Consider the following 21,161-nt stretch of genomic DNA (forward strand, 5'->3'; position numbering starts at 1 on the left):
CTGCAAGGCAGGCTTTATTGAGTACTTGAAATAACGCTCAAAAATCAAAGATCAGGCAATTGATAATGAGACAACAATTCATCAATTTCATTTTTGTTACTGCATTCTTGCACCTGCCGAACAACATCTGGCGTTAGATGAGGGGCGAAACGCTGAATAAAATCAAACATGTAACCACGCAAGAATGTACCTTTTCTGAAACCAATCTTCGTTGTGCTTGGTTCAAACAGATGACTTGCATCTAAGCGGACTAAATCGCTATCTTGGCGTTCATCAAAAGCCATAGAGGCAATAATACCGACGCCCAAACCAAGGCGGACGTAGGTTTTGATCACATCAGAATCTACAGCTGTGAAAACAACCTTTGGTTCCAACCCTTCTTTGATGAAGGCGTCATCTAATTTAGAACGCCCCGTAAATCCAAACACATAAGTCACAATCGGCTGTTCGGCTAAATCAGCTAAGGTCAACTTAGAAACTTGTGTTAATGGATGATCTTTAGGCACAACTACAGATCTGTTCCAGCGATAACAAGGCATCATGATCAGATCGCTGAAATGGGCCATCGCTTCAGTCGCAATCGCAAAATCAACTGAACCATCAGCCGCCATCTCCGAGATCTGCATCGGAGTACCTTGATGCATATGAAGGGATACTTCTGGATACTCCTTCATAAATCCAGTGATCGTAGGTGGCAGCGCATATCGAGCTTGAGTATGGGTAGTTGCTACATCCAAACTACCTTTACGTTCATCACTAAACTCTTGAGCAACCTGTTTGATGCTTTCAACTTTCTGAAGAATTTCGCCTGCAACAGACAGAATAGCCTGACCTGCAGGTGTGACACGGGTAAGATGCTTACCACTACGGGCAAACACCTCAACCCCTAACTCGTCTTCGAGCAATCTGATTTGCTTACTAATGCCTGGCTGTGATGTATATAGGCTTTGAGCTGTGGCAGAGACATTAAGATCATGTCTTGCAACTTCCCAGATATAACGCAGCTGCTGCAATTTCATCAAACACTCCAGATAAACTCAGTAGATATGTAATCGTTTAGTAATAAAAAACAACTCTAATATAACAGTTTAGAATAAAATCTATCCTAATGCATCTAAGTTATAAAGAATTATAAGCGGCTATTTAAACGCCTAATCTCTTCATCTTGAGTTATTATTTTTTTCTCTAAACTAGATATCTTAGCTAGCGCTCTTACTAGCTCTTCTTCTTTATCTTTGTATTGATTTCTTACACTTGATTCGCGACGTGATTGCTCATTAGCAATGGCTACTTGTTTCTGTCTAGCCTTTCTTAATTCTTCATCAAGCTCTTTAATTTTACTTTCTAACCGCTTGTTTTTATTCGTTTCAGATAGAAGCTGAGTATTAATTTTAGACAGATCTCTATTTTGACCAGTACTATCTTGTTTGATCTTTTTGAGTTCGTCTTCAAGGCTTTTTATTTGAGTTTTCTGCGTGTCATGTTTTACATCTTTACGCGCTAGTTCAGCTTGTAAATCATGAATAGACTTAGTTAAAGCCGATTCCTTTTTGCCGACTTCATCACGCAACTTTTCTAATGCGCCACGGTAATAACGAACGTCAGCATCGGCTTTACTTACCGCATCAAGCGTATGTCTTTGCTCATCTTTTATACGCTGATCAAATGTGCGTTTACTGTCATCGTGAGTTTTTCGTAGATGAGTAAGCTCTTGTTCAACATTAGATTTCGCCTGCTCTTCTTGTTTACGCTGAGATGTTTCCGCCATTAAATTAGATTTCAAAACCTCAATCTCAGCTTCTAGCCCTTTAATCTGAGAGTGAATCTCTTCATTTCGGCTGATTTGATTACGAAGTTTGTCTTCTAATTCTAATAATTGACCACGAGATGCTTGTAGTGATTCATCAGCTTCGCGACGAACAACATCAATTCCAACTTCTTGGCGATGGCGATCTTCAATAAACTTGCTGCTCGCTTCCTGAACAGCCTGCTGCCATACACGCGCAAATGCCTGACCCAAAACTTCAGGCACATCAGGAACAACAATAGACGATGCAGAAACAGATAACCTTTCTGGCACCAACTCCCACCAACTATCAAAATACCCTTCAATCTCTGCTGGTTGGTGACCAAGAGACTCTGCAACAACTGATAATGTTGGCTGGACACCCGCCATTAATAATCGATCAGCTGTTGCATAAGTTTTATCTTTTAATTCCATATCACTCATTCAGAGAAACCTACTTACTATTAATACTTTTAAAACGTTTTACGGCTTTTTGTAGCTGCATATCTAATGGTGCTTTGACAATCTTTCGGCCACCAGAAGGTAATGGGAAACGTAATTCTGCAGCATGAAGAAACAAGCGCTTAAATCCATGCTCTCGCATTGCAGCATTATCTTCATCTGGCGTGTACTTTTCATCCCCGACAATAGGATGGCCAGCAAATTGGCAGTGAACCCTAATTTGGTGTGTACGACCAGTAATTGGCCTTGCCTCTACTAAGGTAGCCTTACGACCGAAACGCTCAAGGACTTTGTATTCAGTTAAGGAAGCCTTACCGTCTGCTGCGACCTTAACAATACGCTCGCCTGATTTAAGCTCATTTTTACGTAGAGGCGCATCGATTTTGCGCTTTCGCTCATTCCAACTGCCAATGACTAACGCGTGATATATTTTAGTGATAGTGCTTTTCTGCAAAGATTCATGCATCAATTTAAGTGCACTACGCTTTTTAGCCATCATGATACAACCTGATGTATCGCGATCTAAGCGATGGACTAATTCTAGAAACTTGCATTGAGGACGCATCTGACGAAATGACTCGATCAACCCCAAACTAATACCACTGCCACCATGAACAGCGATACCAGAAGGCTTGTTTACCACAATAATATCGTTATCTTCGTAGAGGATAGACGCTTCTAATTTTTCACTAAGCTGATCACTAACTTTAGCTGGCTCTTTTTTATCGGCTAAACGTACAGGCGGGATTCGAACTAAGTCATTTAGCTTTAGACGATACTCCGGCTTTACGCGTTTTTTATTTACTCTAACCTCGCCTTTTCGAAGGATTCGGTAAACAAGGCTTTTAGGTGCGCCTTTAAGAGCAGTGATTAAAAAATTATCGATCCTCTGCCCATCATTATTTTCAGTTATTTCTACGAAACGAACCTTGCTTGCTTCTTGACTGTTTTGCTGTGACATATTTGATATGAAAACCGATTACCGAATTGATGCACTAGTTGATAGCTGCTATATTCTAGCGCTGCTGCAGTCTGTTGGCTTTATCTTTTTTCACAGGTGCCGTAATACAGACCAAATATCACAGTTAAATACACTGTAGATGCCGTCAGCAACAAAGAATTTAATTAAAAAGCTTTTCACCCAGCCGAGTATGACCGGTTGGAGGTAGAGACGTACTTTAGCCAGGAACCTGCTTTTATAAAGCAGTAACAATTAGCTAGAAGAATAAATAGGCTACTGATTCCTCTACCGTGGACGATTGATACGCCGATTGCGTATTAATAAAAATTACCATCAGATTAGATGGCTTTAACACCTGCGCACTATATTGCTGCAGGCTTGGCTATTACAGCCACCCGAACCAAAATTGATCGGGTAAATGCCTTATATACTGCATGTGAGTCCAAAAGACGGGTACCCTCTGGGCACTCTGGCTTGGCGAAAAGCGTTCCATTAAGAGAACGTCATGAAAAGAATGCTTATCAACGCAACTCAACCTGAAGAGTTGCGTGTAGCGCTGGTTGATGGCCAGCGCCTGTATGATCTGGATATTGAATCCGGTTCAAGAGAACAGAAAAAAGCCAACATTTATAAAGGCAAAATCACACGTATCGAACCAAGCCTAGAAGCTGCGTTCGTAGATTACGGTGCTGAACGCCATGGCTTCCTACCGCTTAAAGAAATTTCTCGCGAATACTTTATCAAGCCACCTACTCGCGGCTCTCGCCCGAACATAAAAGAAGTGCTTAAAGAAGGCACTGAAGTCATTGTTCAGGTTGATAAGGAAGAACGCGGAAACAAAGGCGCTGCCCTAACTACATTCATTAGTCTTGCTGGCCGCTACCTTGTGCTTATGCCAAACAACCCTCGCGCAGGCGGCATCTCCCGCCGCATCGAAGGCGAAGAACGCACGCAGTTAAAAGAAGCACTCTCCGGCGTAAATGTCCCTAAACAGATGGGCATCATCGTTCGTACGGCAGGCGTTGGCCGCACAAGCGAAGAGCTACAGTGGGACTTTGAATACCTTCAAACACTATGGACTGCGATTAAGCAAGCCTCTGAAGAAAAGCCTGCTCCATTCCTTATTTATCAGGAAAGCAACGTAGTAATCCGTGCCGTTCGAGATTACCTACGCTCAGATATCGGCGAAGTCTTAATCGACGATCCACAAGTTTTTGAAGATGCTAAAAACTTCGTTAAGCAGGTAATGCCTACTTACGAAAACAAAATTAAGCATTACTCCGAACAAACACCATTGTTCAATCGCTTCCAGATTGAGACTCAGATTGAAACTGCATTCCAACGCGAAGTAACGCTTCCGTCTGGCGGCTCGATCGTAATCGATCCAACTGAAGCACTTGTTTCTATCGACATCAACTCCGCGCGAGCGACACGTGGTGGCGATATTGAAGAGACAGCACTTCACACCAACCTTGAAGCAGCTGACGAAATAGCACGCCAATTACGCCTGCGTGATATCGGCGGTTTGGTTGTTATCGATTTCATCGATATGACACCAATCAAGAACCAACGTGAAGTAGAAAATCGCCTGAGAGATGCGCTTAAACTTGATCGCGCTCGTGTACAAATGGGACGCATCTCTCGCTTCGGTCTACTTGAGATGTCTCGTCAACGCTTACGCCCTTCTCTTGCAGAAACACGCGGCGTTGTATGCCCACGCTGTAACGGCCAAGGCACTATCCGTGACACCGAGTCTCTTGCACTATCCATTCTTCGCCTTATCGAGGAAGAATCTGGCAAAGACCGTACAGCTCAGATCCGTGCAATCTTACCGGTCACTGTAGCAACATACCTACTCAACGAAAAACGCCATGCGGTTCACGATATAGAACTTCGCCAAGATGTACGCGTTGTGATTGTTCCTAACCCGAACATGGAAACGCCACACTACGAAGTTGTTCGTTTACGTGACGATCACACCGTTGCGACGACCAATGATGCAAGCTACACAATGCAGCCAGAGCCAGAAGAAGCTGAGTCATTGGAAGCTGCAGCCACTTCTCAGGCTAGCGCTCCTCGTGAACAAGCAGCTGTACGCAGCGTTGCACCAAAAACACCTGCTCCAGAAGCTGCAACAGAAGCTCCTAAAGCAGCTACACCAGCTCCTGCACCAGCCAAGAGCAATGAATCTCTAGGTAGCCGCGTAGTTGGCATGTTCAAGAGTATCTTTGGTGGCGGCAGCTCCGAAACTACAGAAGAAAAAGAACAGCCAAACGAAGAAAAGAGCACTTCACGCCCTAAACGTAAGCGTAATGATCGCAATGAATCAGGCCGCAAGCGTCGCCGTCGTGACAATGATCGTAAGCGCACTCCTAAGCAGAACGATGAGATCATTACCGTACAACCAGAGCCTGATCAGCCGCTAAACCAAAACGAAGATAAACCAAAGCGTCGTCGCCGTAAACGTAAGGGCGAGAACGAACAGGTAGATTCTAAAAGCAAACAGGATCTGAGCAATACAGACTCTCAGAATACTGAAGAGCAAGAAGAAGCACCACGCAATCCACGTCGCCGTGGCCGTCGTCGTCGCACTACTGAACGCTCTGCTAAACGCACTAATAACACAGCATCAGCTGCTGAAGCTACTAGTGAAGATACAAAAGCCACAAATACGGTAAGCGAAAGCTCTGAAGCTAAAGCACCTGTAGCAACAGTTGAAACAACGCCAACTGAAACTGCAGAAGCGACAGAAAAAACTACAGAAGCAACTGAAACCGCAGTGGCGACTGAAACTACAGAAGTAACTGAAACCGCAGAAGCGACTGAAACTACAGAAGCTACTGAAACTGCAGAATCGACTGAAACTGCAGAAGTAACTGAAACTGCAGAAGTAACTGAAACCGCAGAAGCTATTGAAACTGCAGAAGCGACTAAAACTGCAGAAGCGACTGAAACTGCAGAAGAAACTGAAACTACAGAAGCGACTGAAACTGCTGAAGCAACTGAAACTGCTGAAGCAACTGAAACTGCAGAAGCAACTGAAACTGCAGAAGCGACTGAAACTACTGAAGCCGTAGCTGCAACAGCAGAGCCAGAAGCCACTCAAAGACCTGTTCGCAAACGTCGTACTCGTCGCGCACCAAACGATCCTCGTGAAGTTCGCAAACGCCAAAACGTAGAATCAGATTCAACTGAAAAATAAGTTTCACTCAAATAAAAAAAGGGGCTATTCAGCCCCTTTTTCTTTGCTTGATAAGCAATTTATTCTCAGCAAACCACACCCAATATTTACTTCTTCTTAAAAATATCCAGCAACTTCTTTTTTGAGTCAGTTTCTTTCGAAGGCAAAGCCTTTTCGAATCTCTTCTGAATAGATTCTAATTTTTCTTCCTTTTTCTTATGTTTAGCCTTCTCTCTAGAAGCCTCCAAACTGACAACTTTACCTGACATAAATCACCCACCGCTTAGCATATGCCTTGTTACTCAGACTCACTTTCTTCGGAAGACTCTTCAACCTCAATTGATTGTTGAGATTTTTGCTGAGCTTTCCACTCATCCAACTCATCAGAATAAATATCCCAAACACACTGAGAACAACCGCTTTCGCAACACTCAAAATCCCCAGGAGGAACCGGCTTTTCTTTAGAACTCATACAAACCTCGCTTACAAGTTCATTCTACAAGACAAATTACCTTTTGATATTGCGACTAAACCTAAAGTATCACAGAGCCAATCAATACAAAAACTGCAACAAAAGTAAGCTATAAATAGTAGTCGAACTACAAAAAAACTAACGACTTAGCGCTTTTTTGCACTGCAACAAGCGCAAAACTTAAAAAAAGTTGTAAAAACACAACAACATTAGCCATAAGTACATAGGCCAGACGTATGACTCAGCGTCTAATTTCAGTATAATTCTGTCACTAAATTACAACCATCGGGTTTAAAAATAGTGGAGAAAGGCGGCCACAAGCCACCTTGATTTAAACCCTTGGCCGCACTGCCATAAAACTTTGGGGATTACAATGACTACAAAAAAACAAACCATCTATTACACCCTAACCGACGAAGCACCATCCTTGGCGACATGTTCACTTCTGCCAATCGTAAGAGCTTTCACTTCTGCAGCAGACATCGATGTAAAAATCACAGACATATCCTTAGCTGGGCGTGTATTGTCCGCCTTCCCTGAGAAGCTTGCTGCAGAACAGCGTGTTGAAGATGGCCTAAAGTTTCTAGGCGAACTAACTCAAGATCCTGAAGCAAACATCATCAAGCTTCCAAATATCAGTGCTTCTATCCCTCAGCTAAAAGCATGTATCACTGAGCTTCAAGGACAAGGTTACGATATCCCTGATTACCCAGAAGATCCAAAAACGGATGAAGATGTAGACGCACAACAGCGCTACTCAAAAATCCTTGGTTCTGCAGTAAACCCTGTTCTACGTGAAGGCAACTCTGACCGTCGCGCACCTGGTGCAGTAAAAGCTTTCGCTAGAAAATTCCCACACTCAATGGGTAAATGGAGCAAAGCATCGCGCACACATGCTGATTACATGCGCGAAGGCGATTTCTTCTCTAGTGAGCAATCCATCACTATGGATGAAGCAGGCACTGTTCGCATCGAATTCGTAGATCCAGCGGGCAACGTTGAAGTTAAAAAAGAAGTAAGCCTAGAAAAAGGTGAAATCTTCGACAGCATGCGCATGAGCTGCAAAGCACTTCGCGAATTCTTCGAAGAAACACTACAAGACGCTCAAGAAACAGGCGTTATGTGGTCACTACACGTCAAAGCAACGATGATGAAGGTTTCCCACCCTATCGTTTTCGGTCACGCTGTAACTGTATTCTACAAAGAACTTTTTGATGAGTACGGTGACTTCTTCGAAGAACTTGGTGTAAACCCAAATAACGGTATTGGCAGCGTATACGATAAGATCGCTGACCTACCACGCTCTAAGCGTGAAGAGATTGAAGAAGCGATCCACGCTTGCCACGAACACCGTCCAGAAATGGCGATGGTTGATTCTGTAAAAGGCATCACCAACCTACACGTTCCTTCAGACGTAATCGTTGACGCATCTATGCCAGCAATGATTCGTAATGGCGGCAAAATGTGGGGCCCTGATGGTCGTCCAAAAGATACTAAAGCGGTAATGCCAGAGCGTACATACGCACGTATCTACCAAGACATGATCAACTTCTGTAAAACAAATGGCGCTTTCGACCCAACTACAATTGGTACAGTTCCAAACGTTGGTTTGATGGCGAAGAAAGCAGAAGAGTACGGCTCTCACGACAAAACTTTCGAAACTGAAGCTGGCACAATGCGCGTAGTATCTGCTGACGGCACTGTTCTTATGGAACACGAAGTTGAGAAAGGCGATATCTGGCGTGCATGCCAAACTAAAGATGAGCCTATCCGTGACTGGGTTAAACTAGCTGTTACTCGAGCTCGTCAGTCTGATACTCCTGCTATCTTCTGGTTAGACCAAGAACGTGCGCACGACCTTGAACTAACTAAGAAAGTTAACGAATATCTGAAAGATCACGACACTGATGGCCTAGAGATTTACGTTAAGTCTTACAGCCAAGCGATTCGTTTCACTATGGATCGCATGGTACGTGGTAAAGATACAATCTCTGTAACAGGTAACGTCCTACGTGATTACCTAACAGACCTATTCCCAATCATTGAGCTTGGTACTTCAGCGAAAATGCTATCAATCGTACCGATGCTTAAAGGCGGTGGTATGTACGAAACAGGCGCAGGCGGTTCTGCACCTAAGCACGTACAGCAGGTTGAAGAAGAGAACCACCTGCGTTGGGACTCCCTAGGCGAATTCCTAGCATTAGCCGTTTCTCTTGAAGATCTAGGCATCAAGCAAGGCAACAAGCGCGCTGCTGTACTATCTAAGACTCTAGATGCAGCTACTGGCCGACTATTAGAAGAGAACAAATCCCCTTCTCGTAAAACTGGCGAGCTAGATAACCGTGGTAGCCACTTCTACCTAGGCCTATTCTGGGCACAAGAAGTCGCTGCTCAAACTGAAGACCTAGAGCTTGCAGCAGACTTTAAACAGCTAGCTGAAACCCTAACAAGCCAAGAAGATCAGATTATCTCTGAGCTTGCTGAGTGCCAAGGCTCTCCAGCTGAACTTGACGGTTACTACCACGCTAAACGCGAATTGGTTAAAAAGGTTATGCGTCCAAGTACTACACTAAATGCAGCACTTGCAGCAGCAACTAAATAATTAGCGATCCGCTAACGAAAAACCCGGCTTAAAGCCGGGTTTTTTATTATCTACAACAGTCTTTACTATACTCATAGGAAAAGAGCTAAACTCAGTTCGGTATCCCAATGAGAAATCTATTCAAACTATGCTCATTAGCATGCCTCTTTATCGCCCCACAAATATCTGTAGCAGACAATATTAGACTGACCACACATCAGCTCCCTCCCTATAGCTACATACAAAATAACGTAATCACCGGCACAGCTGTTGAAGTAGTCAAATGTGCAATGAATAAAATACCTAACCATTCATTAGAAATAATTATTACGCCTTGGAAACGCGCCCAAAGCATGGTGCGACACAATACAGCTGAAGGCTTTTTTGCCGCATCGCATAACCATGATCGCGACAGATACGCAGTTATGTCAGAGATTATTGCCGAGCAAAAGTGGACTTGGTATTTACTGAAAAACAACACACTTGATCCATCGATAGATGACTTTAAGCAGAAAAGCGTAGTTACCAGTTTCTTAGGAGCCAATATGCAAAAATGGCTTCTGCAAAATGACTTTCAGACAATCAACAATCCGCCACAGGACAACAAAAAATTACTATTTTTCCTACTTAGTGGACGCGTAGACGCAATTCTTGCCAACAACCAAGTAATGAATGGCCTGATTCAAGAATCAGGCCATCAGGAAAAAATTAGATCCGTACTCAATCGCAACAAGCCTTTAGGGGTCTACTTTGCCAAACAATTCATCCATGATAACCCAGCGTTTTTACCAAGATTTAACAAAGAGGTAATTAGCTGTAGAAAATGATTACTCTTTCTTTGATAAACAGTAATTATTGATAACTATTTGATAAAGAAGCTTCTCGCTTTATATTTTCCTTGAAAGGAACTAATTTCTTTACCCGTTATATCCATCAATTTACTTTCGGCATTATCATACTCTTCACTTGAGCGTTTATATGCATAAAAATAGCCCGCTCCAGCCTCACAGCGTGAACAAGTACTTTTGTCGTAAGTATGAGACAGAATTGGGATATCAGGAGCCAGACCCATAACATTTTGCTTGTGATAGCCAGACAATATTACACCTTCAATTTTAACAGAGCCTTGTGTTCTGATAACCCAATCAACAGATTCATACGCCATCAAAGATAAAACGACTGGCTCTTTTGTAAATACCATAACTTCAACCCTACCAACAGGCTTCTTGTTATGCTTATTTCTTGTTCTACTTAAACAATCTAACACCTCGTTAGATGAAGCAGAATTCTTAATCAAGCCGTTACAACTATGCACACTTACTGGCTGCTTTGTGTTAGAAGAGCCATAAACACCCACCGCATGTAATTTTGCTTCTTTAGATAAGCTCAAAGACTGTGATTGAGACTTAATTGGTGAGTGTCTAGGCTTACTTACTAAAGCTTGATTATAAGTCTGTCTATTTGCTGCCTTAATTGAAGGAAGTGTATTTTTATATTCTACATAATTCAGGCCTTCCAATACCGTTGGAGAATTCATTCGAGACATATTCTCTAGCAACCTACTTCGATAAGAACTCTTATCCAATGAAAGATCTAATACTGGCTTTTTCTTCATTAAGTATAAATAAAGCTCACTAGCATCTTGTGTAGTGGATCTCGCCTTCTCCTCTACTACAACGTCCTTAGCCAAGGAATAAATATTTTGCCAAAAGGCATTCAACATATACTCATCAGTTCCATGCTTCTCAAATAATTTTAGCAACAGAGAATATTCTTTCCTACGAATAAGAGCATGCGTGAGATAAACATTTGAAAAATCCGGTCTCGAACCAACACTCATTAAAAATAAGAAAAGTTGTTGATCGTCTACAGCTGCAGTTAATGGATAGTTATCTTTTGAGTAAGCATATTGGCTTGGATCAGCTCCATGATCCACTAAGAGCTGGATTACTTTTTGCTTATCTTCCTTCTTAATAGTAGTACTTCGAACTACATCATAAATGAGCGGATTACGTTCATTATTGATAGGCTTATCACCTAACTCTAATAACTTATTTACCTTCTCAAGCTGGCCAGAACCTAAATAATAAGATAGGTTGGTTACACCGTTTTCTCGAGTAATACTTAAATCTATAGAATCTTTATCAATAACGTCATCAAATCCATATTCAGGATGCAAATATAACAAAAGCGCTAAATTGCCACCTCGCTTTAGTGGAACATTTAAATTCCCACCTCTTTCAACTAATACCCTAACTTCAGCCCAACGGTTCCTTCTGGCAAATATAGCTAAAGGCGTTTCACCATCGCTATTGACTTGCTCAACACCCTTAACCCCATTTTCTAGTAGAAAATCATACAAATTGATAGAAGAGTTGGAGGCAGCAATATGAAGGAGGTTATTACCGAATAAATCAACTGTGGAGACATCAGCTCCTTTTGATATTAAATACTTGATACTATCTAAGCGACCATTGGCGACAGCTAAGTTGAGAGGGCTTCGACCTCTTTTATTCTTAGTATCAGTTAGGAAACCTTCGTCACTCAATTTTTTAAGTAACTCTACACTTCGTACTGATGCATAATGATGAGATAAAGTGTTATTTAATTGATCTTCAGTCTTAAGGTCCACCCCAAACTTAACAAGAAGATCAAAAAGGTAGCTGTCTTTCTTTCTCTTACCCAAATAAGAAATAGCTGCCCGGCCCCGATTATCCTTCCGATTAAAATCAAATCCTTTATCTTTTAATTCATCCAAAAGGACATTTAAGTTTTCCTTTTTAACAGATCGATAATAGTCAATCGTTAGATGTAATAGAGTCCCACCAGTTTTGGTATATGGGTAATTGATTTTTTCTTTTGGTATGGCTCTGATAAAGCCACTAAGTTCTTCTTGATCTTTTAACAGAGCGTTTCGATATTCTTTAGAAAAATCAGAATCAGAAATAGCAACAGCCTGTACAGAATGGACTAGCGCAAAAGAGATTAATACTTTAAGTAAGAAGCTTGAGAAAAGCGGAAAGATACTACAGTTCATAAGCACTCCATGCTAAATAAAAAAGCGGCATCCCTGCCGCTTTATAAGATCTATGACAAATTAGCTATACGATTTAAACCCGCAATAGCCGCAACGCGATAAGCCTCAGCCATTGTTGGATAGTTAAACGTAGTATTGATGAAGTACTTAAGCGTATTTGCTTCGCCTTCCTGAGCCATAATAGCTTGACCGATGTGAACGATCTCTGAGGCATGCTCACCAAAGCAATGGATACCCAGAATTTCCAAAGTATCACGATTGAAAAGAATCTTAAGCATTCCAACTGGTTGACCATAGATCTGAGCACGTGCAGTGTCTTTGAAGAAAGCCTGACCCACTTCATAAGGCACGCATTCTTTTGTTAGCTCTTCTTCAGTTTTACCTACAGAGCTAATTTCTGGAATTGTGTAGATACCAGTAGGTACTTCATTGATATAACGGAAGTCTTCAGCGGACAGCATATCTGCAGCAGCAGCACGCCCCTGATCAAGTGCAGCAGAAGCAAGGCTTGGCCACCCCACTACATCACCCGCAGCGTAGATACCTTCACAAGTTGTGCGGTAATGATCATCAACTTCTAGCTGACCACGGCTATTAGCCTCCAGGCCGATGTTTTCTAACTTAAGCGTCTCAGTGTTACCGCTACGGCCATTACACCATAGGAAAGCATCTGCGCGAATCTTCTTACCAGACTGAAGCGTAAGCGTAACACCACGTTCGTCAGCAACGACACTTTCATAAGTTTCGTTATGGCGAATCTTCACAGCATTGTTACGAAGGTGATAGCTCAATGAATCAGAGATCTCAGCATCCAAGAAAGACAGTAGACGACTCTGACTATCAACCAAATCAACTTTTACACCCAAGCCACTGAAAATCGAAGCGTACTCAGAACCGATAACGCCAGCACCATAGATGATCAATGTGCGAGGCGTGTGACTTAGCTTGAGAACCGTATCAGAGTTATAGATACGAGGATGGTTAAAGTCGATATCAGCTGGCGTATAAGGACGCGAACCTGTTGCAATTACAACGTTCTTAGCACGAAGCGTCTCATCACCCTTAGAGGTACCACGTACAATAATTGTATTTTTGTCTTCAAATTCAGCTACACCGAAGAAAACATCAATACGGTTACGCGCATAGAAGTTTGTACGCAGCATAACCTGGCTGGACATAACTTTCTCTGCACGCTTTAAAACCTTAGGAAAGGAGAACCAACGTGGCTCACCGATATCACGGAACATAGGGTTAGTGTTAAATTCTATGATCTGCTTTACAGAGTGGCGAAGCGCTTTTGATGGGATTGTACCTTTATGCGTACAGTTACCACCTACGGCCTCCTGCTCTTCGATAACAGCTACTCGACGCCCTTTTTTCGCGGCGTTCATTGCTGCACCTTCACCAGCAGGACCGGAACCTATCACAATGACATCATAGTCATATACCGCCATCATTTACCCCTATCTTATAATTATATCTTATTGTTTCAGCTGCTCTTTTTATTAAGAACAGCTTACTCTTAGTTACGTAGCTCTCAATTATTCTTTAGATTTAACTTCGTAACTTAGATCTACAGATGCTTCTTCTTTAGCTTGCCTATCTTGCTCTTCTTCACATTTTTGAGGGTCATCGCCGCAGATACTGCACTTACCTTCAATGCCTACATTCGCCAAACCACCACAAGAACCACTAATAGGCTTTCGACCCAAAATCACGCCAACAGACATGGCGACTATGACACATAACAAGATGACAAAAGATAAGATAATTGTGCTCATAATTAAAACCTATTGAACCAGATATTGTTTAAAACCAGGAGTCATTTTCTCAACAAATCCACTCTCGGCCTTAATGATAAAAAATGCTTCGATACCGTTCTCAAGCGCAAATGCTTGCGCCCTCTCTTCGCCCATAACCATCATCGCTGTGGCATAGGCATCAGCCTCTGCACAACTCGGCATCAGCACCGTAACAGATGCTAATCTATGGGTAATCGGACTGCCAGTCGACGGATCTATTGTATGAGAAAAACGAACACCATTCTCTTCAAAATAGTTTCGGTAATCTCCCGACGTAGCTATACCTACATCTTTCACTGCGATAATTCGTTGCACGGAGCGATCAAATCCCGCTGTCGGAGACTCAATAGCAATCTTCCATTCACTACCATCAGGCTTTAACCCTTTAGCGCGCAACTCACCACCAATTTCAACAAGATAGCTTTCGACGCCCCGCTCCTCTAGTAAAGTCGCAAGCACATCTACACCGTATCCTTTAGCAATCGCTGATAGATCAATATAACTAGCCTTCTCTTTGGTTAGCGTTTTGCTATTAAGTTCTAAATAGTTATAACCTATCTCTTGCTGAACCTGCTTAATCTCAAGCTCGGATGGCGCCTTAATTATACGCCCATCAGGCCCAAAGCCCCACAAATTTACAAGTGGTCCTACAGTTACATCAAACGCACCTGAAGATAGAGCACTTATATCGATGGATTTGGACAAAAGGAAGGCTAGATCATTAGAGAGCTCAACAGAACTACCCGCAGGAAGCTTATTGATAAGAGAAAGTTCGGAATCATCAATGTAGGTCGACATCGCTTGATTTACTTCTAGCAAAGCCTGATTGAAAACTGCTGGATTGATAGCAGGTTGATTCTGAATAGGAATCCACTTGACCGTATAAGTCGTCCCCATTGTTAAACCTTGATGAGATTTAACCTCAGGAGGTTTTTCCTTACAGGCCGATAACAAAGCCAATAAAAACAAAATGGCCAGCAGCTGAGCTGCCGGCCATTTGTAGGCTTGTCTTTTGACAAACATATCTTACTTAACCACCGAAGTCATCAAGGAAGATATTCTCACGCTCTACACCCAAATCAAGAAGCATCTGGATTACAGCGGAGTTCATCATTGGCGGCCCACACATGTAGTACTCACAATCTTCAGGCGCTTCATGGTCCTTCAGATAGTTTTCATACAACACATTATGGATGAAGCCAGTCATACCATCCCAGTTATCTTCTGGCTGAGGATCAGATAACGCTAAGTGCCACTTAAAGTTATCATTCTCACCCTGAAGCATGTCGTACTCTTCGTTGTAGAACGATTCACGAAGAGAACGCGCACCGTACCAGAACGAGATCTTACGCGTAGAGTTTAGACGCTTAAGCTGGTCAAAGATGTGTGAACGCATTGGCGCCATACCAGCACCACCACCAATGAATACCATTTCGCTGTCGTTATCAGTCGCGAAGAATTCACCAAATGGTCCGTAAACAGTGATCTTATCACCTTCAACAAGGTTGAATACGTAAGAAGACATGATACCCGGTGGGTGATCAGTACCCGGAGGTGGAGACGCGATACGGATGTTAAATTTAACAACACCACGCTCTTCTGGGTAGTTCGCCATAGAGTAAGCACGGATAGTTGGCTCAGTTACAGTAGACACATACTGCCACATGTTGAACTGATCCCAATCACCACGATACTCTTCCTGGATCACAAAATCTTTATAGTTAACAACGTGAGGTGGGCATTCAAGCTGAACATAACCACCTGCACGGAAGTCTACATTCTCACCTTCAGGCAGACGTAGAGTCAGCTCTTTGATGAACGTAGCAACGTTAGGGTTAGATTCAACAGTACATTCCCACTTCTGAACACCGAAGATCTCTTCTTCAAGTTCGATGTCCATGTCCTGCTTAACAGCTACCTGACAAGATAGACGCCAGCCTTCTTTAGCTTCACGCATTGTAAAGTGAGATTCTTCAGTTGGTAGCATAGAACCACCACCCGCGTGAACTTCACATTTACACTGTGCGCAAGTACCACCGCCACCACAAGCAGACGGGATGAAAATACCCGAATCAGCAAGTGTCTGTAGCAGTTTACCGCCAGCAGGTACTGTGATTGATTTTTCTGGATCGTTATTGATGTTAATCGTAACGTCACCAGAACTTACTAGTTTAGAGCGAGCTGCCAAAATTACTGCTACTAGTGCAAGCACCACTGCAGTAAACATGACAACACCTAGAACGATTTCAGCATTCATTGGCTAATCCTTCCTTTGTCGACCATGTTGGCATTAAAGAGATACACCAGAGAAAGACATGAAGCCTAGAGACATCAAACCAACAGTGATGAAGGTAATGCCCAGACCACGTAGACCTTCTGGTACGTCGCTGTATTTAAGTTTTTCACGGATACCCGCAAGCGCTGTAATAGCTAGCGCCCAACCGATACCTGCACTTACACCGTAAACCACTGACTCACCGAAAGTGTAGTCACGCTCTACCATGAACAGTGCCGCACCCATGATTGCACAGTTAACTGTGATCAAAGGTAGGAATACACCTAGAGAGTTGTATAGAGCTGGTACGTATTTATCCAAGAACATTTCAAGGATCTGTACCATCGCCGCGATTACACCAATGTAAGAGATGTAACCAAGGAAGCTCAAATCAACTTCAGGGTAACCTGCCCATGCAAGTGCACCTTCACGAAGAAGCAAGTTAAAGATTAGGTTGTTTACAGGTGTTGTGATTGCCAACACAACGACTACAGCAATACCCAGACCTAGAGACGTTTGAACCTTCTTGGAAATCGCCAAGAAAGTACACATCCCTAGGAAGAATGCTAGCGCCATGTTTTCAACGAAAATCGCCTTAACGGCAAGGCTGATTAACTGTTCCATTACACAGCCTCCTTCTTAGTATTTTTAGCTAGTTCAAACTCTGGAGCTTCTACTTGATCTTTGTAGAAAGTACGAGTCAACCAGATGAACATACCAATGATGAAGAATGCACTTGGTGGCAACAGCATCATACCGTTCGCCAAGTACCAGCCGCCATCGTTTACTAGAGGCAGAACTTCGTAACCAAACAGTTTACCTGCACCGAATAGCTCACGTAGGAAACCTACGAAGATTAGAACCACACCGTAACCTAGACCGTTACCGATACCATCCATAAAGGAGATACCTGGAGGGTTCTTCATAGCGAAGGCTTCAGCACGACCCATTACGATACAGTTAGTAATGATCAGACCTACGAATACAGAAAGCTGCTTAGATACATCGTAAGCAAATGCTTTAAGAATCTGGTCTACAACGATTACCAATGACGCGATGATAGTCATCTGACAGATGATTCGAACACTGCTTGGAATGTGATTACGGATAATCGATACAAACAAGTTCGAGAATGCTGTTACCGCAATTACTGCCATAGTCATTACCATAGCAGTATTAAGGTTAGAGGTAACCGCCAACGCAGAACATACACCAAGGATCTGAAGACCGATTGGGTTGTTCTTAAATACTGGAGTACTCAGTACTTCTTTAGCTTGTGACATCGCTTACGCCCCCCCTGCTTTCAGGTTAGCCAAGAACGGTGCATAACCGTTTGAACCCATCCAGAACTGAACTAGGTTCGTAACACCGTTTGCAGTCAACGTCGCACCCGCTAGGCCATCAATCTGATGCTTAGCTTTAGGGTTAGACGAATCTACAGTGCCCTTGATTAAGCCAATCGCTGGTTCCATAGAACCTGCAGGGTAAATTTCTTTACCTGGCCATAGCGCTTTCCAGTTAGGGTTATCAACTTCACCACCTAGACCAGGAGTCTCAGCGTGAGAGTAGAAACCAAAACCAACAACTGTATTCAAGTCACCTTCTAGCGCCAAGAATCCGTAAAGTGTAGACCACAGACCGTAGCCGTGTACTGGCAAGATCAATTTCTCAATCTGACCATCTTTTTCTACTAGATATACAGGCATAACCTTAGCCTGATACTTGATAGAAGCGATATCTACATCTTTAGTCAGCACTTTACCCAACTGAGGGTCTTTAGCTGCTTTCTTAGCGTCGTATTTAGCTGGAACGTCTGTAGTGAATTTGCCAGTCTCTAGATCAACGTACTTAGTAGTGATCTGAGCAAACAACTCATCTACTGATTTATTAGCATCAGAGATACCAGCTGCAGTAAGAATGTTGCTCTTACGGTCTTGATCCTTGTTTGCTACCTGCTTAGGTTTAAGCAGTACAGCAGCCGCAGATACGATTACCGAGCAGACAACACATAAAAGAACTGTAACGGTAATAGTCTTACCGATAGTGTCATTACTTGCTGACATTGCGCGCCAACCTCCGTTTGATGTTTGCCTGAACAACAAAGTTGTCGATCAACGGTGCGAACAAGTTCGCAAATAGGATCGCCAGCATCATACCTTCTGGGAATGCTGGGTTAACCACACGGATCAATACAACCATTACACCAACCAAAGCACCGAAGTACCACTTACCTTTGTTAGTCATAGAAGCAGACACTGGGTCTGTCGCCATGAAGAACATACCAAAGGCAAAACCACCCAATACTAGGTGCCAGTAGAATGGCAAACCAAACATAGGGTTTGTTTCAGAGCCGATAAGGTTGAATAGCGTAGAAGTTGCAACCATGCCCAAGAAGACACCAGCAACGATGCGCCATGCAGCAACTTTAGCAATAAGCAGTACTAGACCACCTGCAGCAATCGCTAATGTTGATACTTCACCTACAGAACCCTGGATTGTACCGATGAATGCATCGAACCAAGTGATGTTCTGCGCAAGAATTGCATCAACACCGCCAGATGCAGCAAGGCTAAGCGCTGTAGCACCAGAGAAGCCATCAACTGCAGTCCAGATTGCGTCACCAGACATCTGCGCTGGGTAAGCAAAGAACAGGAATGCACGACCAGTTAGCGCAGGGTTAAGGAAGTTTTTACCGGTACCACCGAATACTTCTTTACCAATTACAACACCAAAACTGATACCTAGAGCAACCTGCCATAGCGGAATGCTTGGAGGAAGAATCAAAGCGAATAGAACAGAAGTTACGAAGAAACCTTCGTTTACTTCGTGGCCACGCTTCATTGCAAACAATACTTCCCAGAAACCACCCACTACAAAGGTAACAATGTAGATAGGCAGCCAGTAGGCAGCACCAAGAATGATGTTGTCCCACACGCTATCAGGGTTAAAACCTGAAATAGCGCCTGCTAAAGCAGCTTGCCAAGATGATGGTTCGGTAATACCCATCGCAGCCATTGCAGTATTAGCCTGCAAACCAACGTTGTACATACCGAAGAAAATTGCTGGGAATGTACACATCCACACCAAAATCATCATACGCTTCAGGTCGACTGCATCGCGTACGTGAGCTGCTGTTTTAGTTACATAACCCGGAGTGTAGAAAATAGTATCCGCAGCTTCGTAAAGCGCGTACCAATTTTCATACTTACCGCCCTTATGGAAGTGCGGCTCCATTTTATCAAGAATATTTCTCAAGCTCATGATCAGGCCTCTTTCTCGATACGCGTCAAGTTGTCGCGAAGGATTGGGCCGTACTCATATTTACCTGGGCAGGCAAATGTGCACAGCGCGAGGTCTTCTTCGTCCAGCTCTAGACAACCTAGTTCCATTGCGTGAACAATGTCACCTGTTACTAGTGCACGCAGCAATTGCGTAGGAAGAATATCCATTGGCATTAGCTGCTCGAACTGACCAACCGGAACCATAGCTCGTTCAGAACCGTTCGTAGTCGTCGTAAAATCAAACTTCTTAGAACGATTCAGGAAGGAAGCGAATACATTAAGCACAGAGAACTTATTAGTACCAGGAACAACCCAGCCCATAAATTCGCGCTGATCGCCTTCTTCAAGGATAGTGATCTGGTTTGCGTAACGACCAAGGTAAGCAAAAGCACCTTCAGTAGCTGTACGACCATTCCACACAGAACCACTGATAATACGGTTGTGATCTTCTTTTTGAGCACCAGCTAGAAGCTGTTCGAAGCTCGCACCCAAACGAGTTCGTAACAAACCTGGCTTAGCAGCACGTGGACCACCAACAGCAACAACACGATCAGTGAATAGTTTGCCTTCGGTAAATAATTTACCAACTGCAATCACATCCTGATAACCAATTGTCCAAACTGTTTTTTCCTGAGATACAGGATCAAGGAAGTGGATATGCGTACCAGCATTACCAGCAGGATGACCACCCTCAAACTCTTCTACTGTTACACCATCAGCAGATGGAATATCAGCACCCGGCGCTTTACATAGATAAACCGTCGTTTCAGACAGTTTAGTCAGAATAGTAAGACCCTGGGAGAATGCTTCTTTTTGTTCAGCGATGATGACAGCTGGGTCACCTGCTAATGGATTGGTATCCATTGCTGTAACAAAAATAGAGTTTGGAGTAGTACCTGGCTGAGGTACACGGCTAAATGGACGTGTGCGAAGTGCAGTCCACAAACCAGAATTCACTAGATTGTCCTGCACTTGTTCGCGCGTCAATCCAGCCAGCTCATTGGCACTATATTTATTAAATTCAACCGCTTCATCACCGTCCAATTCAATCACTACTGATTGAAGTGCACGACGCTCACCACGGTTAATTGCCTTAACTACACCTGCACCTGGTGCTGTGTAATTAACGCCTTCTGTTTTCTTATCGGAAAAGATCACTTGACCGAGTTTTACTCGATCACCTACCTTGACGGCCATGGTAGGTTTCATACCTACATAGTCAAAGCCGACTACGGCAACGGAGTCTACTGCTGGGCCATCTGTAATAGATTGCTCAGGAGCGCCCGTGATCGGTAGATCCAGACCTTTTTTGATCTTGATCAT

At 43.2% G+C, this 21,161-nt stretch carries 18 protein-coding genes; 3 read left to right on the forward strand and 15 right to left on the reverse strand.

Translation table 11 applies throughout. From position 1 onward, the window contains the following. Positions 1-44: 44 nt before the first annotated feature. The 3 genes from cysB to rluC all read right to left on the reverse strand — a co-directional run bounded on the left by cysB (position 45) and on the right by rluC (position 3,209). Positions 45-1,019 (reverse strand): HTH-type transcriptional regulator CysB, encoded by a 975-nt coding sequence (cysB, locus tag ACMXYN_RS09075; RefSeq protein ID WP_415891526.1) that lies wholly within the window; start codon positions 1,017-1,019, stop codon positions 45-47. A 110-nt stretch (positions 1,020-1,129) separates the two neighbouring features. After that, the gene (locus ACMXYN_RS09080) at positions 1,130-2,230 is read right to left on the reverse strand and encodes a DNA-binding protein (RefSeq protein WP_415891527.1); all 1,101 of its coding nucleotides are present in this window, start codon (positions 2,228-2,230) and stop codon (positions 1,130-1,132) included. Positions 2,231-2,240: 10 nt separating this feature from the next. Continuing rightward, positions 2,241-3,209: a 23S rRNA pseudouridine(955/2504/2580) synthase RluC gene (gene rluC / locus ACMXYN_RS09085; protein ID WP_415891528.1), complete on the reverse strand. Its 969-nt coding sequence runs from the start codon at positions 3,207-3,209 to the stop codon at positions 2,241-2,243. A 505-nt stretch (positions 3,210-3,714) separates the two neighbouring features. Here rluC and rne point away from each other — a divergent pair. Further along, positions 3,715-6,411, forward strand: coding sequence for a ribonuclease E (rne, locus tag ACMXYN_RS09090; protein WP_415891529.1), 2,697 nt, complete (start codon positions 3,715-3,717; stop codon positions 6,409-6,411). Positions 6,412-6,497: 86 nt separating this feature from the next. Here the strand turns inward: rne and ACMXYN_RS09095 are convergent, their stop codons facing one another. After that, complete coding sequence (locus tag ACMXYN_RS09095) at positions 6,498-6,659, reverse strand: hypothetical protein (protein WP_415891530.1); 162 nt, start codon at positions 6,657-6,659, stop codon at positions 6,498-6,500. A 29-nt stretch (positions 6,660-6,688) separates the two neighbouring features. Continuing rightward, complete coding sequence (locus tag ACMXYN_RS09100) at positions 6,689-6,862, reverse strand: oxidoreductase-like domain-containing protein (RefSeq protein WP_415891336.1); 174 nt, start codon at positions 6,860-6,862, stop codon at positions 6,689-6,691. Positions 6,863-7,235: 373 nt separating this feature from the next. Here ACMXYN_RS09100 and ACMXYN_RS09105 point away from each other — a divergent pair, with 373 nt between their 5' ends. Both ACMXYN_RS09105 and ACMXYN_RS09110 read left to right on the forward strand, forming a co-directional pair. Continuing rightward, on the forward strand, positions 7,236-9,464 hold the full coding sequence (locus ACMXYN_RS09105; RefSeq protein WP_415891531.1) for an NADP-dependent isocitrate dehydrogenase: 2,229 nt from the start codon (positions 7,236-7,238) through the stop codon (positions 9,462-9,464). A gap of 107 nt (positions 9,465-9,571) precedes the next feature. Continuing rightward, positions 9,572-10,270, forward strand: a complete 699-nt coding sequence (locus ACMXYN_RS09110) for a substrate-binding periplasmic protein (protein WP_415891532.1) — start codon at positions 9,572-9,574, stop codon at positions 10,268-10,270. A gap of 35 nt (positions 10,271-10,305) precedes the next feature. On the opposite strand, the gene ACMXYN_RS09115 is transcribed toward ACMXYN_RS09110, so the two are convergent. From ACMXYN_RS09115 to ACMXYN_RS09160, 10 genes are all read right to left on the reverse strand, one after another. Further along, a complete protein-coding gene (locus tag ACMXYN_RS09115) occupies positions 10,306-12,480 on the reverse strand; it encodes an ankyrin repeat domain-containing protein (protein ID WP_415891533.1) in 2,175 nt (724 codons plus the stop codon). A gap of 50 nt (positions 12,481-12,530) precedes the next feature. Beyond that, entirely contained in the window at positions 12,531-13,934 is a 1,404-nt protein-coding gene (gene sthA, locus ACMXYN_RS09120) for a Si-specific NAD(P)(+) transhydrogenase (protein ID WP_415891534.1), read from the reverse strand. Between the two features lie 87 nt (positions 13,935-14,021). Next, positions 14,022-14,261: a (Na+)-NQR maturation NqrM gene (nqrM, locus tag ACMXYN_RS09125; protein ID WP_415891535.1), complete on the reverse strand. Its 240-nt coding sequence runs from the start codon at positions 14,259-14,261 to the stop codon at positions 14,022-14,024. 9 nt (positions 14,262-14,270) lie between these two features. After that, on the reverse strand, positions 14,271-15,305 hold the full coding sequence (locus tag ACMXYN_RS09130; RefSeq protein ID WP_415891536.1) for an FAD:protein FMN transferase: 1,035 nt from the start codon (positions 15,303-15,305) through the stop codon (positions 14,271-14,273). A 7-nt stretch (positions 15,306-15,312) separates the two neighbouring features. Beyond that, the gene (gene nqrF, locus ACMXYN_RS09135; RefSeq protein WP_415891537.1) at positions 15,313-16,539 is read right to left on the reverse strand and encodes an NADH:ubiquinone reductase (Na(+)-transporting) subunit F; all 1,227 of its coding nucleotides are present in this window, start codon (positions 16,537-16,539) and stop codon (positions 15,313-15,315) included. Between the two features lie 33 nt (positions 16,540-16,572). Next, positions 16,573-17,181 carry an NADH:ubiquinone reductase (Na(+)-transporting) subunit E gene (nqrE, locus tag ACMXYN_RS09140; protein WP_415884510.1) on the reverse strand — a complete coding sequence of 203 codons (609 nt, stop codon included), beginning with the start codon at positions 17,179-17,181 and terminating at the stop codon, positions 16,573-16,575. Beyond that, positions 17,181-17,840: an NADH:ubiquinone reductase (Na(+)-transporting) subunit D gene (locus ACMXYN_RS09145; RefSeq protein WP_415891538.1), complete on the reverse strand. Its 660-nt coding sequence runs from the start codon at positions 17,838-17,840 to the stop codon at positions 17,181-17,183. The genes nqrE and ACMXYN_RS09145 overlap by 1 nt, the downstream gene beginning before the upstream one ends. A 3-nt stretch (positions 17,841-17,843) precedes the next feature. Beyond that, positions 17,844-18,620 (reverse strand): Na(+)-translocating NADH-quinone reductase subunit C, encoded by a 777-nt coding sequence (locus tag ACMXYN_RS09150; protein ID WP_415884508.1) that lies wholly within the window; start codon positions 18,618-18,620, stop codon positions 17,844-17,846. Beyond that, positions 18,607-19,818 (reverse strand): NADH:ubiquinone reductase (Na(+)-transporting) subunit B, encoded by a 1,212-nt coding sequence (locus tag ACMXYN_RS09155; protein ID WP_415891539.1) that lies wholly within the window; start codon positions 19,816-19,818, stop codon positions 18,607-18,609. Before ACMXYN_RS09155 ends, ACMXYN_RS09150 begins: the two co-directional genes overlap by 14 nt. 2 nt (positions 19,819-19,820) lie before the next feature. Then, positions 19,821-21,161, reverse strand: a complete 1,341-nt coding sequence (locus ACMXYN_RS09160) for a Na(+)-translocating NADH-quinone reductase subunit A (protein WP_415891540.1) — start codon at positions 21,159-21,161, stop codon at positions 19,821-19,823.

It is taken from the genome of Neptuniibacter sp. PT8_73 (assembly GCF_047778045.1).
Lineage (GTDB): Bacteria > Pseudomonadota > Gammaproteobacteria > Pseudomonadales > Balneatricaceae > Neptuniibacter.